Origin of the sequence: uncultured Oscillibacter sp. (genome assembly GCF_950073225.1) — a bacterium.
Lineage (GTDB): Bacteria > Bacillota > Clostridia > Oscillospirales > Oscillospiraceae > Oscillibacter.
In genome coordinates, this window is sequence record NZ_CATMPS010000001.1 from 251513 (window position 1) to 266750 (window position 15238).

At 62.9% G+C, this 15238-nt stretch carries 12 protein-coding genes; 5 read left to right on the top strand and 7 right to left on the bottom strand.

Annotated features, from left to right (window positions below; translation table 11 throughout):
* The first annotated feature begins 197 nt into the window (after nucleotides 1-197).
* From hisS to Q1M04_RS01235, 5 genes are all read left to right on the top strand, one after another.
* Complete coding sequence (gene hisS, locus Q1M04_RS01215) at nucleotides 198-1553, top strand: histidine--tRNA ligase (RefSeq protein WP_297996428.1); 1356 nt, start codon at nucleotides 198-200, stop codon at nucleotides 1551-1553.
* 90 nt (nucleotides 1554-1643) lie between these two features.
* Complete coding sequence (gene aspS / locus Q1M04_RS01220) at nucleotides 1644-3446, top strand: aspartate--tRNA ligase (RefSeq protein ID WP_297996426.1); 1803 nt, start codon at nucleotides 1644-1646, stop codon at nucleotides 3444-3446.
* A gap of 3 nt (nucleotides 3447-3449) precedes the next feature.
* Nucleotides 3450-4133 carry a YoaK family protein gene (locus Q1M04_RS01225; protein ID WP_293280384.1) on the top strand — a complete coding sequence of 228 codons (684 nt, stop codon included), beginning with the start codon at nucleotides 3450-3452 and terminating at the stop codon, nucleotides 4131-4133.
* A gap of 264 nt (nucleotides 4134-4397) precedes the next feature.
* Nucleotides 4398-5813 (top strand): glycine--tRNA ligase, encoded by a 1416-nt coding sequence (locus Q1M04_RS01230; RefSeq protein ID WP_295755346.1) that lies wholly within the window; start codon nucleotides 4398-4400, stop codon nucleotides 5811-5813.
* Nucleotides 5814-5918: 105 nt separating this feature from the next.
* Nucleotides 5919-7874 carry an LTA synthase family protein gene (locus Q1M04_RS01235; RefSeq protein ID WP_297996423.1) on the top strand — a complete coding sequence of 652 codons (1956 nt, stop codon included), beginning with the start codon at nucleotides 5919-5921 and terminating at the stop codon, nucleotides 7872-7874.
* Nucleotides 7875-8079: 205 nt separating this feature from the next.
* Here the strand turns inward: Q1M04_RS01235 and Q1M04_RS01240 are convergent, their stop codons facing one another.
* From Q1M04_RS01240 to rnhA, 7 genes are all read right to left on the bottom strand, one after another.
* Entirely contained in the window at nucleotides 8080-8388 is a 309-nt protein-coding gene (locus Q1M04_RS01240; RefSeq protein WP_297293983.1) for a DUF6881 domain-containing protein, read from the bottom strand.
* Between the two features lie 4 nt (nucleotides 8389-8392).
* A complete protein-coding gene (locus Q1M04_RS01245; RefSeq protein WP_297996421.1) occupies nucleotides 8393-9553 on the bottom strand; it encodes an alanine--tRNA ligase-related protein in 1161 nt (386 codons plus the stop codon).
* A 105-nt stretch (nucleotides 9554-9658) separates the two neighbouring features.
* The gene (locus Q1M04_RS01250; RefSeq protein WP_297996419.1) at nucleotides 9659-10909 is read right to left on the bottom strand and encodes a glycoside hydrolase family 3 protein; all 1251 of its coding nucleotides are present in this window, start codon (nucleotides 10907-10909) and stop codon (nucleotides 9659-9661) included.
* A 202-nt stretch (nucleotides 10910-11111) separates the two neighbouring features.
* Nucleotides 11112-13025, bottom strand: a complete 1914-nt coding sequence (locus Q1M04_RS01255) for an NAD(+) synthase (RefSeq protein ID WP_297996417.1) — start codon at nucleotides 13023-13025, stop codon at nucleotides 11112-11114.
* 130 nt (nucleotides 13026-13155) lie between these two features.
* The gene (locus Q1M04_RS01260; RefSeq protein WP_297996415.1) at nucleotides 13156-13740 is read right to left on the bottom strand and encodes a hypothetical protein; all 585 of its coding nucleotides are present in this window, start codon (nucleotides 13738-13740) and stop codon (nucleotides 13156-13158) included.
* Between the two features lie 21 nt (nucleotides 13741-13761).
* A complete protein-coding gene (locus tag Q1M04_RS01265) occupies nucleotides 13762-14367 on the bottom strand; it encodes a hypothetical protein (protein WP_297996413.1) in 606 nt (201 codons plus the stop codon).
* Between the two features lie 431 nt (nucleotides 14368-14798).
* Entirely contained in the window at nucleotides 14799-15236 is a 438-nt protein-coding gene (rnhA, locus tag Q1M04_RS01270) for a ribonuclease HI (RefSeq protein ID WP_293280932.1), read from the bottom strand.
* Between the last annotated feature and the right edge of the window lie 2 nt (nucleotides 15237-15238).

Sequence of the window (15238 nt, forward strand, 5' to 3'; positions counted from 1 at the left end):
CGGCAGCCGGGCCTGTAGGTTTCGGAAAATTTTTAGGTCCTCTTTATTGCGCCCAAAAACAGAGTTCCCAAATCCTGGATATTTGGGCGGATGATGAGCGCTCTCGTCCCAAATCACTTTGGGGTGGCGGCGCTCTTTTTCAGCGGCCCCGCCGCCTACCGGCACCACTTCTTACAAGAGAGAAAAGGAGCAGCGTTATGGCAAAACAAACCCCCCGTACCCTCTCCGGCTTCATGGAGCTCCTCCCCGCCCCTCAGCGGCAGATGGAGCGCATCATGGAAATCCTCCGGGAGACTTACAGCCTCTATGGCTTCACCCCCCTGGACACCCCGGTCATCGAGTCCAGCGAGGTGCTGCTTGCCAAGGGCGGCGGCGAGACGGAGAAGCAGATTTACCGCTTCCAGAAGGGGGACGCGGACCTCTCCCTCCGCTTCGACCTGACAGTCCCCCTGGCGAAATACGTGGCCCTGCACTACAACGACCTGACCTTCCCCTTCCGCCGCTTCCAAATCGGCAAGGTCTACCGGGGCGAGCGGGCCCAGCGGGGCCGCTTCCGGGAGTTCTACCAGGCGGACATCGACGTGATTGGGGACGGGAAGCTGTCCATCCTCAACGAGGCGGAGATTCCCGCCATCATCTACAAGACCTTCTCCGCCCTGGGGCTCAAGCGCTTCCGCATCCGGGTGAACAACCGGAAGATCCTCAACGGCTTTTACGCGTCCCTGGACCTCTCGGACAAGGCCGGGGATATCATGCGGACGGTGGACAAGCTGGAGAAGATCGGCCCGGAGAAGGTCCGGGAGATTCTCACCAGCGACCTGGGCGTCCGCCCGGAGAGCGCCCAGGAAATCCTGGACTTCATCGCCATCACCGGAGGCACGGAGGAAATCCTCTCCGCCCTGGAGGCCCGCCGGGGCCGGAACGAGGTCTTTGACCAGGGTCTGGAGGAGCTGAGGACCGTTGTGAAGCACCTGGGCGCCTTCGGCGTTCCGGCGGAGAACTTCGCCGTGGATTTGACCATTGCCCGGGGGCTGGACTACTACACCGGGACGGTGTATGAGACGGTGCTTTTGGACCATCCGGAGATTGGGTCCGTCTGTTCCGGCGGGCGGTATGATAACTTAGCGGAATATTACACAGATAAACAACTTCCTGGAGTGGGAATTTCCATTGGATTGACCCGCCTCTTTTACGTCCTGGGGGAACAGGGGATGCTGAATCCGGAGCTTCCCACCGCTCCGGCGGATGTGCTGATTCTGCCCATGACGGAGGATTTGTCCGCCGCCATTGCCTTCGCCACGGAGCTTCGGGCAAGCGGCATCCGGGCCCAGCTCCACTGTGAGGAAAAGAAGTTCAAGCAGAAGATTTCCTACGCGGACAAGCTGGGGATTCCCTATGTGATTTTCCTCGGCGAGGATGAGATTCAATCCGGCGTGGTGGCCTGCAAGGACATGGCCACCGGGGAGCAGACGAAGCTGGACCCCAAGGCGACGATCTACCGCATCAAGGCGGGGCTGGACGCCCGGAATCAGGGGTTTGTCGTCCGGGGATGACAGGGCTTATTCCCGCCCTTCGGGCGGTTGAGTACAATCCGCAGCTTACTATATAATTATTCCATTTTGTAATAGAAAAGAGGAACCATCATGGTACAAAACCGCACCCACACCTGTGGAGAACTTCGTCTGACCGACGCCGGTAAGCAGGTCAAACTCTCCGGCTGGATGGAAAACATCCGGGAGGTCGGCGCCGAGCTGGCCTTCATCGTCCTCCGGGACTTTTACGGCACCACCCAGATTGTGGCCGAAACTCCTGAGATGGTGGCCCAGTTCAAGGCCGTCAACAAGGAATCCACCATCTCCGTGGAGGGGACCGTCCGGGAGCGGGCCAGCAAAAACCCCAAGCTGCCCACCGGCGATATCGAAGTCGTTCCCACAAAAATGGAGGTCCTGGGCCGCTGCCGCCACAACGAGCTGCCCTTCCAGGTGAACCGCAGCCGGGAGGCCGACGAGGCCCAGCGCCTCAAGTACCGCTATCTGGACCTGCGGAACCCGGAAGTAAAAAGCAACATCGTCCTTCGCTGCCAGGTGGTCTCCGCCATCCGCCAGGCCATGACGGACCACGGCTTTTTGGAAATCACCACGCCGATTTTGACCGCCTCCTCCCCCGAGGGGGCCCGGGACTACCTGGTCCCCGCCCGGAACCACCCCGGAAAGTTCTACGCCCTGCCCCAGGCCCCCCAGCAGTTCAAGCAGCTCCTCATGACCTCCGGCTTTGACCGCTATTTCCAGATTGCCCCCTGCTTCCGGGACGAGGACGCCCGGGCGGACCGCTCCCCCGGCGAATTCTACCAGCTGGATATGGAAATGGCCTTCGCCACCCAGGAGGACGTGTTCGCCGTCATCGAGGACGTGCTGCCCCCCATCTTTGCCAGGTACGGAACGTATAACCGGGCCAGCTCCGCTCCCTTCCAGCGCATTACCTATCTGGATGCCATGGAGAACTTCGGCACCGACAAGCCGGATCTGCGCATTGACCTGCGGGTGAAGGACGCTCCCGCCGCCCTCTATGACTGCGGCTTCGGGCCCTTCGACACCAGGGAACGGCAGGCCTCCGAGGGCGTTCTTACCATCAAGGCCGTGGTGGTCAGCGATTTCCACGAGACTCGGAAGTTCATTGACAAGACCCTGGCGGAGGTGGAAGTGGTCTCCGGCGGAAAGCCCTACTGGTTCCGCCTGGACGAAAACGGCGAGATCGTGGGCGGCATCGCTAAGTTCGTCCAGCCCATCAGGGATGAAGTGATCTCCGCCCTGAACCTGAAGCCCAACGACTTCGTGGCCCTGGCCGCCGGGAAGCAGACCGCCGCCTGGAAGACCGCGGGCGTGCTGGTAAAGACCCTGGGGGCGGCGGTGCCGGGACACATGGACCGTGAACAGTACGCCTTCTGCTGGATTGTGGATTTCCCCATGTACGAGATCGGCGAAGAATCCGGGGAGCTGGAGTTCTGCCACAATCCGTTCTCCATGCCCAATGGCGGACTGGAACCCCTGATGCTGGCGGAGCAGGGCAAGCTGGACCCCCTGGACATTCGGGCAGACCAGTACGACCTGGTGTGCAACGGCGTGGAACTGAGCTCCGGCGCGGTGCGGAACCACGACCCGGAGATTATGGTAAAGGCCTTTGAGATGGTCCGCCTGGGCGAGGAGGACGTAAAGGCCAAGTTCCCCGCCATGTACAACGCCTTCACCTACGGCGCGCCGCCCCACGCGGGCATCGCCCCGGGAGTGGACCGGATGGTCATGCTGCTGGCGGGCGAGGACTCCATCCGGGAAATCATCCCCTTCCCCATGAACAAAAACGCCGCAGACATCATGATGAGCGCCCCCGGCGAGGTGACGGCGAAGCAGCTGGACGAGCTGCACATCGCGCTGGTGAAGGTGGAGGAATAACCCGTGGACCTCCATCAGGAAACCCGGGCCCATCACGCCATGGCGGCAGTGGGCGGCTTTTTCGGCGTCTATGCCCTGCTGACCCGGGGCGGAACCTTCGGCTCCTCCGAAACCTCCAACCTTATTTATCTAGTAGTGTCCGGCCTGGACGGGACCTGGGGTCCCGTCCTGGTCCGGCTGGGGGCCACGGCGTGCTACATAGCCGGTATCGTCCTGGCGGTGCTGCTCCGGCGGGCGGGGAAAACCGCCCTGCTCCGCTGGGCCGCCGTGGGCGCCGACCTTTCCGCCTGCCTGGCGCTGGCCCGGATTCCCGCGGAGACGGACCCCATCCTGGCCCTTTACCCCATGTTCCTCGCCACGGCGGTGCAGTGGGTGGCCTATTCCCAGGCGGCGGGATACAACTGCGCCACCATCTTCTCCACCAACAACCTCCGCCAGTTCACCGAAGGGGCCACGGAATACCTCTGCGGCCATGACCCGGAGCAGCTGCGAAAGCTCCGGTTCTACGGCGGGACCCTGCTGTGCTTCCACCTGGGGGCCGCCTGGGGCTGGTGGTGCGTGGGCCGGTGGAGCATTCCGGGGATTTACGGGTGCCTGCCCCTGCTGATCCCTCCGGCGGTGTTTTTGAGCCCAAAAACAAGACGGCCCGCCCTCACAGGGCCCCTTGACAACCCACCCAAAACATGATACAGTGTCATTTGTGTCAAAGGCATGAAGGGGAAAAGCCTCCCCCACCCCGGCAAAGAGAGAGGGCGGTTCGGTGTAAGCCCTCCCGGGAGGGGAAACGCTTGGCGCCCCTTCGCCGCGGGGAGGCAATGCCCCGCCGGTCCCCCGCCGTTACCGGGCAGAGTGCCCCCGCAAGGGGGAATTCAGGTGGAACCACGGACTTTTTCAAGTTCGCCCTGAGCCAGCGAAGGCTCGGGGCATTTTATGTTTAAGGAGTGAATCGCAATGGACAACAAGCAGAAATCCATGGAAAAAATCGTCGCCCTCTGCAAGGGCCGGGGCTTCGTCTTCCCCGGCAGCGAAATTTACGGCGGCCTTGCCAACAGCTGGGACTACGGCCCCTTGGGCGTGGAGCTCAAGAACAACGTGAAGCGGGCCTGGTGGAAAAAGTTCGTCCAGGAAAACCCCTACAACGTGGGTCTGGACGCCGCCATCCTCATGAACCCCCAGGTCTGGGTGGCCTCCGGCCACGTCTCCACCTTCAACGACCCCCTCATCGACTGCAAGGCCTGCAAAATGCGCCACCGGGCCGACAAGCTGGTGGAGGGCTTCGTCCAGGAAAACGGCCTGGACGTGAACGTGGAGGCCATGAGCCAGGAGGATTTGGTGGCCTTCATCCGGGAAAAGCAGGTCCCCTGCCCCGGCTGCGGCAAGCACGACTTCACCGACATCCGCCGCTTTAACCTCATGTTCAAAACCCACCAGGGCGTCACCGAGGATTCCGCCAACGAGGTCTACCTCCGGCCCGAGACCGCCCAGGGCATCTTTGTCAACTTCCCCGCCATCCAGCGGACCACCCGGCGGAAGCTCCCCTTCGGCGTGTGCCAGGTGGGCAAGAGCTTCCGCAACGAGATTACCCCGGGCAACTTCATCTTCCGCATCCGGGAGTTTGAGCAGATGGAGCTGGAATTCTTCTGCAAGCCCGACACGGATCTGGAGTGGTTCCAGTACTGGCGGACCTACTGCCACGACTGGCTGATTGGCCTGAACGTGAAGGAGGAAAACCTCCGCCTCCGGGACCACGAGCCCGAGGAGCTGGCCTTCTACTCCAAGGCCACCACGGACTTCGAATACCTCTTCCCCTTCGGCTGGGGCGAGCTGTGGGGCGTGGCGGACCGCACCGACTATGACCTGGGCCAGCACCAGAAGCACTCCGGCCAGGACCTCACCTACTTCGACCAGGAGAAGAACGAGCACTATATCCCCTACGTCATCGAGCCGTCTCTCGGCGCGGACCGGATGACCCTGGCCCTGCTGGTGGAGGCCTATGACGAGGAAGTGGTGGACGAGGCCAAGAACGACGTGCGCACCGTCATGCGCTTCCATCCCGCCATCGCCCCCTTCAAGGCGGCTGTCCTGCCCCTTTCCAAGAAGCTCAGCGCCAAGGCCCAGGAGATTCAGCAGGAGCTCTCCAAGGACTGGATGGTGGACTTCGACGAGACCGGCTCCATCGGCAAGCGCTACCGCCGGGAGGACGAAATCGGCACCCCCTACTGCGTCACCGTGGACTTCGACACCGTGGGCGACGGGGAAAAAGCCGGGGACAACTGCGTCACCGTCCGGGAGCGGGATTCCATGGCCCAGGTCCGCATTCCCATCAGCGAGCTGAAGGCCTACCTCACCGAGAAGCTGGCGTATTAAGCCCCTGTGTTTTCACCCGGGGACCGGGCTTGGTCCCGGCCCCTCAACCCACCACGAAACCATCAGACCAGCGGGCGGGCGCGAAGGCCCGCCCCTACTTTTACTATGAAACGACATACGCTCTCTAAAAAACAAAAAGGCCCCCTGGGGCCCCTCTGGCTCCGGTGCGTCCTCTTCGCCGCCGCCGGGCTCTGCATGGGGCTGGCGGTTGCCGGGGCCATGCAGTGGATTTCCACCGGCACCCTCCCCGGCGTGGCGGAGTGGGCCCTGGACTACCCCGGCCATCTGCTGATGACCGCCCTGCTCTGGGCCGCGCCCGTCTGGGTCCTGGGGTCCCTGACGGGGCGGCTGTGGCTGGCCGCCCTGCCGGCGGGGGCCCTGGGGCTGATTCTGGCCCTGGTGGACTACTTCAAAAACGCCATCAACGGAACGCCTCTGGAGCTGGCGGACTTCGGCCTTGCGAAGCAGGCGGGAAACGTGGCGGGCCTGGCGGGGGATTTGACGCCGCCGGAGGACTTCTATCTGGCAGCGGCGGGTCTTTTGTTCTGCGTCCTCCTTCTGCTGCTGACCCGGCGGCTCACCGCCCTGGAGGGGACCGCCCGGGGACGGTGCTGCCTTTGCTCTTTGACCCTGGCGGGGATTCTCCTCACCGGCACCGGGACCCGGGCCGTGGGGAGCTGGCTGGGGGTGGATTTTTACACCCGGATGGACCCGGCGGAGAACCACAGCCTCCACGGCCTGACCCTCAGTCTCTGGCGGGACGCGTTTCCCCAGCCTAAAACCCCGCCGGAGGGGTATGATGAGGACTTCATGCTGGACATGCTGGCGCGCATTGACCAGCTCACCGCCCCCCGGCAGGAGCCGGAGGCCAGGCCGAACGTCCTCTTTATCCTCTCCGAGTCCTTTTATGACCTCACCCGCCTCCCGGTTCTCCAATACGAGGGGGACCCCCTGGAGAACTTTCACGCCCTGGAGGCGGAGAGCGTCAGCGGGACCTTCCACAGCCATTACCTGGGCTATGGCACCGGGTATCTGGAGATTCCCATGCTCTATGGACTGAACGCCCTGGACCTGCCGCCGGGGACGAACATCTGCTTCCAGGACGAGGCGGTTTACGAGCGCTTTGACGCCCTGGCGGAGCAATTCACGAAATCCGGTGATTACACTGCTGAAATGCTCCACGCTTATGATAACACATTGTATAACCGGACGGTGACCTATCCCCTGCTGGGCTTCAACGATTTGTATTTTTCCGACGATATTCAACAAATGGGCATTGAGCGGGCGGACGGGGCCTACGGCGGGTTCTACATGCGGGACGGCTACTTCTTCCAGGGGATGCTGGAACGGATGAAGGCGGTGAACGAGAGCGGGAAGCGGGCCTTCCTTTTCGGCATCACCATGGAGAACCACCAGCCCTTCGAGCCTCAGAAATTCAACTATGAATGCCAGATTCCCCTGGTCGCCCCGGACTTCACCCCCGCCCAGCGGGACATCATCCGGGTGATGCTGGAGGGGATAACCCGGGCGGACCAGGCATTGGGAGAGCTGACGGCGGCCCTGCGGGAGAGTGAGGAGCCCACGATTGTGGTCTTTTTCGGGGACCACCGGCCCAATCTGTTCATGCCCGGCGGGGATACGGTGTATACGCTCCTGGGCCTGTGCCCGGAGAACGACACGCTGAACTGGACCGAGGAGGAAATCAACGACCTGTACTCTACGGACTACCTGATTTGGGCCAACGACCCGGCGCTGCTGGGGGATTTGGCCGGAAGCCGGAGGGACAGCAGCATCACCGCCCTGGGGCCCCAGCTGCTGGAGCTGACGGGGCGGCCCGTCAGCCGGTACTGGGCCCTGCTGGAGATGGTCGGCGAGGTCTGTTTGACCCAGACGGACCTCTATTTTGTGGACGGAGAGGGAAAGGCCAGCTTCTCCCGGGAGGAGGCGGGCCTCTCCCCCGAGGCCCTGGAACTGCTGGAGCTCCGGGACGCGGTGGTGTATGACGCGGTGTATGGGAAGCGGTACATTACGGAGGAGATGAACCTGCCCCCGGGGACATGAGGAAAACGGGAAAAGGGCGGGCACATAGGTCCGCCCCTACAGGGTGTTCTATCGGGAAAAGGGCAATCATTGAGGGAATGGCCTGACCTGGGGGTCAGGCCCCACAAAGATGGCTTTCTCTTTTACCGGAAACTTTATCATGACGGAAGAAGGGCGGACCCATGGGTCCGCCCTTCTTCTTTATTCTTCTCACTATCAAACATGCTCAGAAAAACATCCCCATAAACCCGTCGGGGCGCTCCTGGGCCTGGTTCCAAATCTCATAGAACAGCCCCGGGGAAATCTCCCGGGCGGAGAGCTCCCCCTCCGGGGTCTGAAGGTCCCGGAGGTCCTCCGGGAAGGGCTGCTGCCGCAGGGCCCCCTCGTTTCCCCGCTCCCCGCCGTAGGAAAAGGTAATTCCGTTCCGGTAGAACTCCACCCGGCGGGTCTCCCGGCGCTCTTCGTCCATTTCGGAATAAATGAGATAGGGCTCGTCCTCCTCCTGGTGGGTCCACTCGGCCAGCAGATAGCGCATTTCGTCACCTCCTGAAAAACGCTTCAATCTCCCCCCGTCCCGCCTGGACGCTGCCCTGGGCAAAGCCGTTCCGGCCTCCGCCCCGGCCATGGAGAGTTTCGTTCAGCTCCTTCACCAGGGGGGCGATGTCCCCCCCGTCTCCCCGGACCAGGGCGTAGCTCCACTTCGCCCCCTCGCCGGAGAACACCGCCGCCAGTCCGCCGCAGGACTTCCCCACCGCGTCCGCCAGACGGCGGAGGCTGTCCGGGCGCATGGGAGACTGGAACAGCACCACGTCCCCCCGCCCCGCCTGCCCGGCGGCCAGGGCGGCGAAGGCCGTCTGCTCTAAGTCCGCCATGCGCTCCTTGGCGGCGGAAAGCTCTTCTTCCAGCCGCTCCACCGCCCCCTGGATCTCCAGGGGCTTTACGCTGAGCCGCCGGCTCACGGCCCGGGCCTGGTCATAGGTTCCGGAGAGATACCGCAAAGCCCGGGCCCCGCAGAGGATTTCCATGCGGACCCCCTCCCGGAACTTCTGGCAGGAGAGGACCTTAACCAGGCCCGCCTGGCCCGCCCGCTCCACATGGGTGCCGCAGCAGGCGCAGCGATCCGCCTCCGGGAACTCCACAATGCGGACCTGGCCGGTGAGCTCCTTCTTGCTCCGGTAGTCCAGAGCCGCCAGCTCCTGAGGAGAGGGGTAGAAAATTTCGGTTTCCCGGTCCGCCCATATGGCCTCGTTCGCCAGCCACTCCGCCTCCAGGGCCTGTTCCCAGGTGATGTCCGCGTTGTAGTCGATGGTGACGGCCTCCGCCCCCAGGTGGAAGCCCACGTTGTCGCAGTCATACAGCCGGCAGAGGATGCCGCTGAGGATGTGCTCCCCGGAGTGCTGCTGCATGTGGTCAAAGCGGCGGGCCCAGTCCAAAACCCCGGTGACCACCGTGCCGGGTTCCGCCGGAGCGGCGCAGGTGTGGACCACCGCGCCGTTTTTTTCATGGACGTCGGTGACGGCGATTTCCCCTCCGGCGGTTTTCAAAACGCCGTGGTCGGCGGGCTGGCCGCCCCCCTCGGGGTAGAAGGCCGTCTGGTCCAGGACCACCTTCCAGGCCTCCCCGGCGGACTCGCAGGAGAGGACCGTGGCGGGGAACTCCCGGAGATAGGGGTCCTGATAGTAGAGCTTTTGGGTTTCCATGTTCAAATTCGCCTTTCTTTATAACATCGTGTCCGTGACGGCCCTCCACACCGGCTCCGCCGGGAGAATCAGGAACGCCGCCAGAACCTGGGCGGCGTATCCCCGTCAGAGGGCGGGCCTCAAGGTCCCCTCCTCCGTCCGCTCCAAAAGGCCCAGCTCCAGCTTCCACCGGAGCACCCGGAGGCAGGCCGCGTCCACGGCCTCCTCCTCCAGCGCGCCGTCCCTCACGGCCTGGATGACCCGGGGAATCTGGGTCCGGTAGTCCGTGGTGACCACCAGGTCATTTCCCGCCTGAATGGACATCACCGCCACGTTCCCGCCCGCCGCGTAGGCGCTGACCGCGTCCATGGCCAAATCGTCCGTCATGACCACGCCGTCAAAGCCCAGGTCCTCCCGGAGAATCCGGTGGACCTCCGGCGAGAGAGAGGCGGGGAGATTCGGGTCCATGCAGTTTACGATGTTGTGGCTCACCAGCACGGCGGGCCGGAGGCGGCGGAGCTCACCGGAGGGCCAGACCGTCTCCTCCACAGCGATACCCGCCTGAAAGGGGAGAAAATCCTGCTCCAGAAACTTCTCCATAGACCGTTCATCCACGGCCACGCCGGTGTGAGTATCTTTGTTGTTCCCATAGCCGGGGAAGTGCTTCAAGACGCTGCCCAGGCCATAGAAGGACTGGGCCTCCGTCACCCGGGCGGTATAATCCGCAGTCTCCTCCGCGTCCATGCCGGTGGTCCGATCATAGATGAAGTCGCCGGAGTTGGTGGACACGTCCGCCACCGGAGCCAGGTTCACATTGAAACCCAAGCTCTTCAGAAGGATGGACTTCTCCCGGGTCTCTCGGAGCAGAGCGTCCAAGCCCTGCTTCCAGAGCTTGCCGGGGCTGGAGAACTTTTTGCTCCGCAAATGGGGGTTGGAGCTGACCCGGACCACCGTTCCCCCCTCCTCGTCCACGCCGATGAGCATCGGGATTCCGGTATCGTATTCTACCGCCTGGGTCTGCCAGGAGGCGATGGTCTGAATCAAATCGTTGGCGGTTTTGTCCTGGGTGTCCCGGCTGAAGAGAAGGTAGCCCCCCAGGTGATAGGTGGTCACGTCCTCCAGGGCGTTTTCCGCCGGACAGCGGACGAAAAAGAGCTGGCCCGTCTTCTCCTCCAGGGTCATGTCCTCCAAAAGGGCCAGCAGCGCGGCCTCCTCAGGGTCCTCCGGGGGTTCCGGCTCCTGTGGCTCCTCCGGCGGGGCCTCCGGGGCCTCCGCCGGGGGGATGTCCGGCTCCTCCGGGGGCGGGGGCACCGTCTTCCCGCCGCAGCCGGTGAGGAGGAGCATGAAGAGCAGGGCGGCACACAGCAGCTTTTTCATGTCAAAGCCTCCACTTCCGCCAGCCACACGGCGGCCTGCGCGTCGCTGGGCATCCGCCTCGTCGGAAGAAATTCCGCTCTGCTCCGTCCCCGCCTTCCGGCGAGGACTCCGCACGCTCCATTCCTTCCTCCTCTCCCCACTCGAACCGCTTCGCTGGGTTCGAGCGGGGGCCCCTTATGGGCGACTGGCTTCTCATTTTCTCTCATTTCAACGCCTCCGCTTCCGCCAGCCACACGGCGGCCTGCGCGTCGCTGGGCATTCTCCAGTCGCCCCGGGGAGACAGGGACACGGTGCCGATCTTCGGCCCGTCGGGAAGGCAGTTCCGCTTGAACTGCTGGGTGAAGAAGCGGCGGTAGAAGGACTTCAGCCATTTCAGGATGACCTCCCGGCTGTACTTCCGCCCCAGGGCGTGCTGGGCCAGGCGGAAGACCTTCCCCGGGGCAAAGCCCCAGCGGATGATATAATACAGGAAAAAGTCGTGAAGCTCATAGGGCCCCACCAGGTCCTCCGTCCGCTGGGAGATTTCCCCCTTCACGGCGGGCAGAAGCTCCGGGGAGACGGGGGTATCCAGGATGTCCTCCAGCACGTCGTGGAGCTCCGGCTCCTCCCCGTCCCGGGAGAGGTAGCCCACCAAATGCCGCACCAGGGTCTTGGGGATGGAGGCGTTGACCCCATACATGCTCATGTGATCCCCGTTGTAGGTGCACCAGCCCAGGGCCAGCTCGCTGAGGTCCCCGGTGCCGATGACCAGGCCGCCGTGCTCATTGGCGATGTCCATGAGCACCTGGGTCCGCTCCCGGGCCTGGGCGTTTTCATAGGTGACGGAATGGTCCTCCGGGTCGTGGCCGATGTCCCGGAAGTGGCTGCGGACGCTCTGGGAGATGTCCACGGTCCGCAGGGCGGCCCCCATCTGCTCCGCCAGGAGGACGGCGTTGTTCCGCGTCCGGTCCGTGGTGCCAAAGCACGGCATGGTAACGGCGATGATGTCCGACAGGGGCCGGTCCATCATCTTCATGGCAAGGCCGGTAATCAGCACCGCCAGGGTGGAGTCCAGCCCGCCGGAGAGGCCCACCACGGCGCACTTCGCCCCGGTGTGCTCCAAGCGCCGCCTAAGGCCCAGGGAGGCCAGGAGGAGGATTTCCCGGCACCGCTCGTCCCGGTCTTCTCTCCCCTCGGGGACGAAGGGCATGGGGGAGACGTGGCGGGTGAGCTTGGTTTTGCCCTCCGTCAGGGTGAAGGTCTCCCCGCACCCCTCGTTTCCGGAGCCCTCCCCCAGGGACTGGGTCCGCCGGCGCTCGCAGGCCAGGCGCTGAACGTCGATTTCCGACACCAGCAGCCCCCCCTCAAAGCGGCGCTCCGCAAGCAGGGCCCCGTTTTCCGCAATCATCTGGTGGGCCCCAAAGACCAGATCCGAAGTGGACTCCCCCGCCCCGGCGCTGGCGTAGACATAGCCGCAGAGGAGCTTGGCGCTCTGCATGGTCACCAGCTGGCGGCGGTAGGCGTCCTTGCCCACCACGTCGTTGCTGGCGGAGAGATTGCCGATGATGGCGGCCCCGTCCTTGGCCATCCGGACGGAGGGGGAGTCCGGGGACCAGAGGTCCTCGCAGATCTCAAAGCCCAGCACCAGGCCCGGCACGTTTTCGCACCGGAAGACCTGGCCCGCCCCGAAGGGGACGAACTCCTGGCCCAGCAGGGGCAGGCTCTCCGCCTCTGCCGGGGCCGGGGCGAACCAGCGCTTTTCGTAAAACTCGCCGTAATTGGGCAGATGGGTCTTGGGAACCACGCCCAGAATCCTCCCTTTTTGTATTATAACGGCGCAATTATACAATTCGTTATGGACCCGCAGGGGCATTCCCACCGCCGCCACCACTTCCAGGTTCCGCGTGGCCTCCAGCACGGTTTTCAATCCCTCCTCCGCCTCCCGCAGGAGGGCCTCCTGATAGAAGAGATCGCCGCAGGTGTAGCCCGTCAGCCCCAGCTCCGGCAGGACCAGGACCTTGACCCCCGCCTTCTCGGCGGAGCGCATCATTTGAAAGCTCTGTTCGGCGTTGTAGGCACAGTCCGCCAGGCGCAGCTTGGGCGCGCCGCAGGCCACGGAGATGAATCCGTCCTTCATACTTTGAACCTCCCGTATGGAATTGTTGACGGATCTATTTTATACTGTTTGTCCGGGTTTAGCAAGGGGGGACAAAAAAGCGGGACGGCCTTGCGCCGTCCCGCCGTTTATGAAAGCAAAGCCGCCCCCCTCACCGGGAGGCAAAGATATCCGCCGCCAGCAGGCCCTTGATCAGGTTGGACACCCGGCCGCAGGCGGAGGCCTGATCGTAAATCGGGGAGAGGTCCTTGTATTTGGGACTCCCGTCGAAATTCCGCTCCCAGGACAGCTCCGTGCCCCATTTTTTCAGGGAAAAGGCCCACTGGTCCAGGTGGTTCAAGGGATTTCCCGACCACTGGCTGCCGCCGCTCAGCAGCGTCTCCCGCATGTCTTTCGACAGCGGAAACGGATTCTCTTTATCCCCCAAAGGTATAAGATGGAAATCTACCCGCGTCCAGGTATAATCCGTGTCGCTGACGGCCCCCATGGCGTTCAGCTCGTGCATCAGGTCCATCCACTCCATCTTGGAAATGGAATTGGGATTGCTTTTCAGCCGCTGCAAGGTCTTCCTCGCTCCATCGGTGAGATTAGAGACGATCTCCTGGTTCCTGCCGGAAAGAAGGTCCGAAAAGTCCACCGAAGGCCCGTCCGGGTTCACGCCCGCGGGCTTGTACTTTCCCCATTCCGAGGTGGGAATTCCGGTGTTATTGACAATGTATTTGACTCCAGCATCCATGTTCCGTCCTCTCCTTCCGCCTTAAATCCAGCCCCGGGCCATGGCCTCGGCTCCGGTGATGAAATCCGGGTGATCTTCCTCCCGAAAGTCCTTTGCCCAAGAGAGGATGTCCTCCAGACTGCGGAAGCCCACCATGGGGGCCTCGTCAAAGCCGTGAAGCCACGCGGCTTTGGAATCCGGGCCCGCAGAAGTCTCCACGATTCCGGCTTTCATTTCGATTGCGATCAGCGTGGTGCCCTCGGCACAGCGCAGGCCCTTTTCGCTGAGGATGCCCAGCTGCTTCATGGTATCCAGCGCGTCGTAGATTTCAAAGGCGGACAGGTCCCCGGCGTAACGCTCCCGGAGAAACGCCAGGTTCTCCTCCGTCCAGCCCTGGGAATCCGGCAGGGCGTCCTCCGGCTGCCCGGCCTTCCAGGCCCGGTAGTCCTCCATGAACTGCATGTAGACGGAGTCCAGCGTCCCGCCCGGCGGCAGCTCCCGCATCTTTTGCCTCTGGCGCTCCACATCCAGATACCCGGCGAAGGCCGTTTTCCCTCCGGCCCTTCCCGCCCCGTCATAGGGCGCGGCGTTCCGGTCCGCCCCCCCTGCCCGGTTCACAAAAGCCGAATCATATGCTTGCAGCCTCATTTTTTGCGCGTCTCCTTTTTTCGTACTCCTTTACCATAAATTTGTATTCCTTTACGAATAGTTCATCGGCAGGAATTTCCCTTTTGATAAGAGATTTTGCTTTGCGAAAACGAAAAACGGGCCGCAGAGCGGCCCGTCTTCCGTGTGTGTTTATTTTAGGAGGGAGAAAACGCATCGGGCTGGGAGTACCCTTTGCTGATTCTTACTGTACCCAAAACTTTTTGCAAAATTATGAGATTCCTGTAAACAGTTTATGAATGTTAGGCCTTGTTTGAAAATTGGCGGAGTGCCGGATTGGGGCATATTTTTTTGCCAGGCAAGGCGATTGGACGCAGGAATCCTGACGGATTTCAAGTCCAATCAACGCAGTCCTGGCGGAAAAAGATGCCCAAAGACGGCGTTCTGCCTTTTTTCAAACAAGGCCTAAAGCCTCACTTGAATTTCCGGCTTTCCGCCACGGCCATTTCGTCGCAGCGGTTGTTGAATTCGTTCTCCGCGTGGCCCTTCACCCAGTGGTAGCGCAGGGTGTGAGTCTCCGCCAGGTCCAGCAGGCGGCCCCAGAGGTCCGGGTTCAGGGCGGGCTTTTTGTCGCCTTTCACCCAGCCCCTGGCCCGCCAGCCCTTGGCCCAGCCCTTGCTGAGCCCGTCGATGACGTATTTGCTGTCGGACCACAGCTCTACCACGCAGGGCTCCCGCAGGGCCTCCAGGGCGGTGATGACGGCGGTGAGCTCCATGCGGTTGTTGGTGGTCTGGGCCTCTCCGCCGGAGAGCTCCTTTTTGTGCTCCCCGTACATCAAAATGGCCCCCCAGCCCCCGGGGCCGGGGTTCCCGGAGCAGGCCCCGTCGGTGTAGATCGTAACCGTCTTCATAG

Coding starts and splice junctions, on each gene's coding strand:
- hisS (WP_297996428.1), top strand. CDS start 198: ATGGCAAAACAAACCCCCCGTACCCTCTCCGGCTTCATGGAGCTCCTC.
- aspS (WP_297996426.1), top strand. CDS start 1,644: ATGGTACAAAACCGCACCCACACCTGTGGAGAACTTCGTCTGACCGAC.
- Q1M04_RS01230 (WP_295755346.1), top strand. CDS start 4,398: ATGGACAACAAGCAGAAATCCATGGAAAAAATCGTCGCCCTCTGCAAG.
- Q1M04_RS01235 (WP_297996423.1), top strand. CDS start 5,919: ATGAAACGACATACGCTCTCTAAAAAACAAAAAGGCCCCCTGGGGCCC.
- Q1M04_RS01240 (WP_297293983.1), bottom strand. CDS start 8,388: ATGCGCTATCTGCTGGCCGAGTGGACCCACCAGGAGGAGGACGAGCCC.
- Q1M04_RS01245 (WP_297996421.1), bottom strand. CDS start 9,553: ATGGAAACCCAAAAGCTCTACTATCAGGACCCCTATCTCCGGGAGTTC.
- Q1M04_RS01250 (WP_297996419.1), bottom strand. CDS start 10,909: ATGAAAAAGCTGCTGTGTGCCGCCCTGCTCTTCATGCTCCTCCTCACC.
- Q1M04_RS01255 (WP_297996417.1), bottom strand. CDS start 13,025: ATGAAGGACGGATTCATCTCCGTGGCCTGCGGCGCGCCCAAGCTGCGC.
- Q1M04_RS01260 (WP_297996415.1), bottom strand. CDS start 13,740: ATGGATGCTGGAGTCAAATACATTGTCAATAACACCGGAATTCCCACC.
- Q1M04_RS01265 (WP_297996413.1), bottom strand. CDS start 14,367: ATGAGGCTGCAAGCATATGATTCGGCTTTTGTGAACCGGGCAGGGGGG.
- rnhA (WP_293280932.1), bottom strand. CDS start 15,236: ATGAAGACGGTTACGATCTACACCGACGGGGCCTGCTCCGGGAACCCC.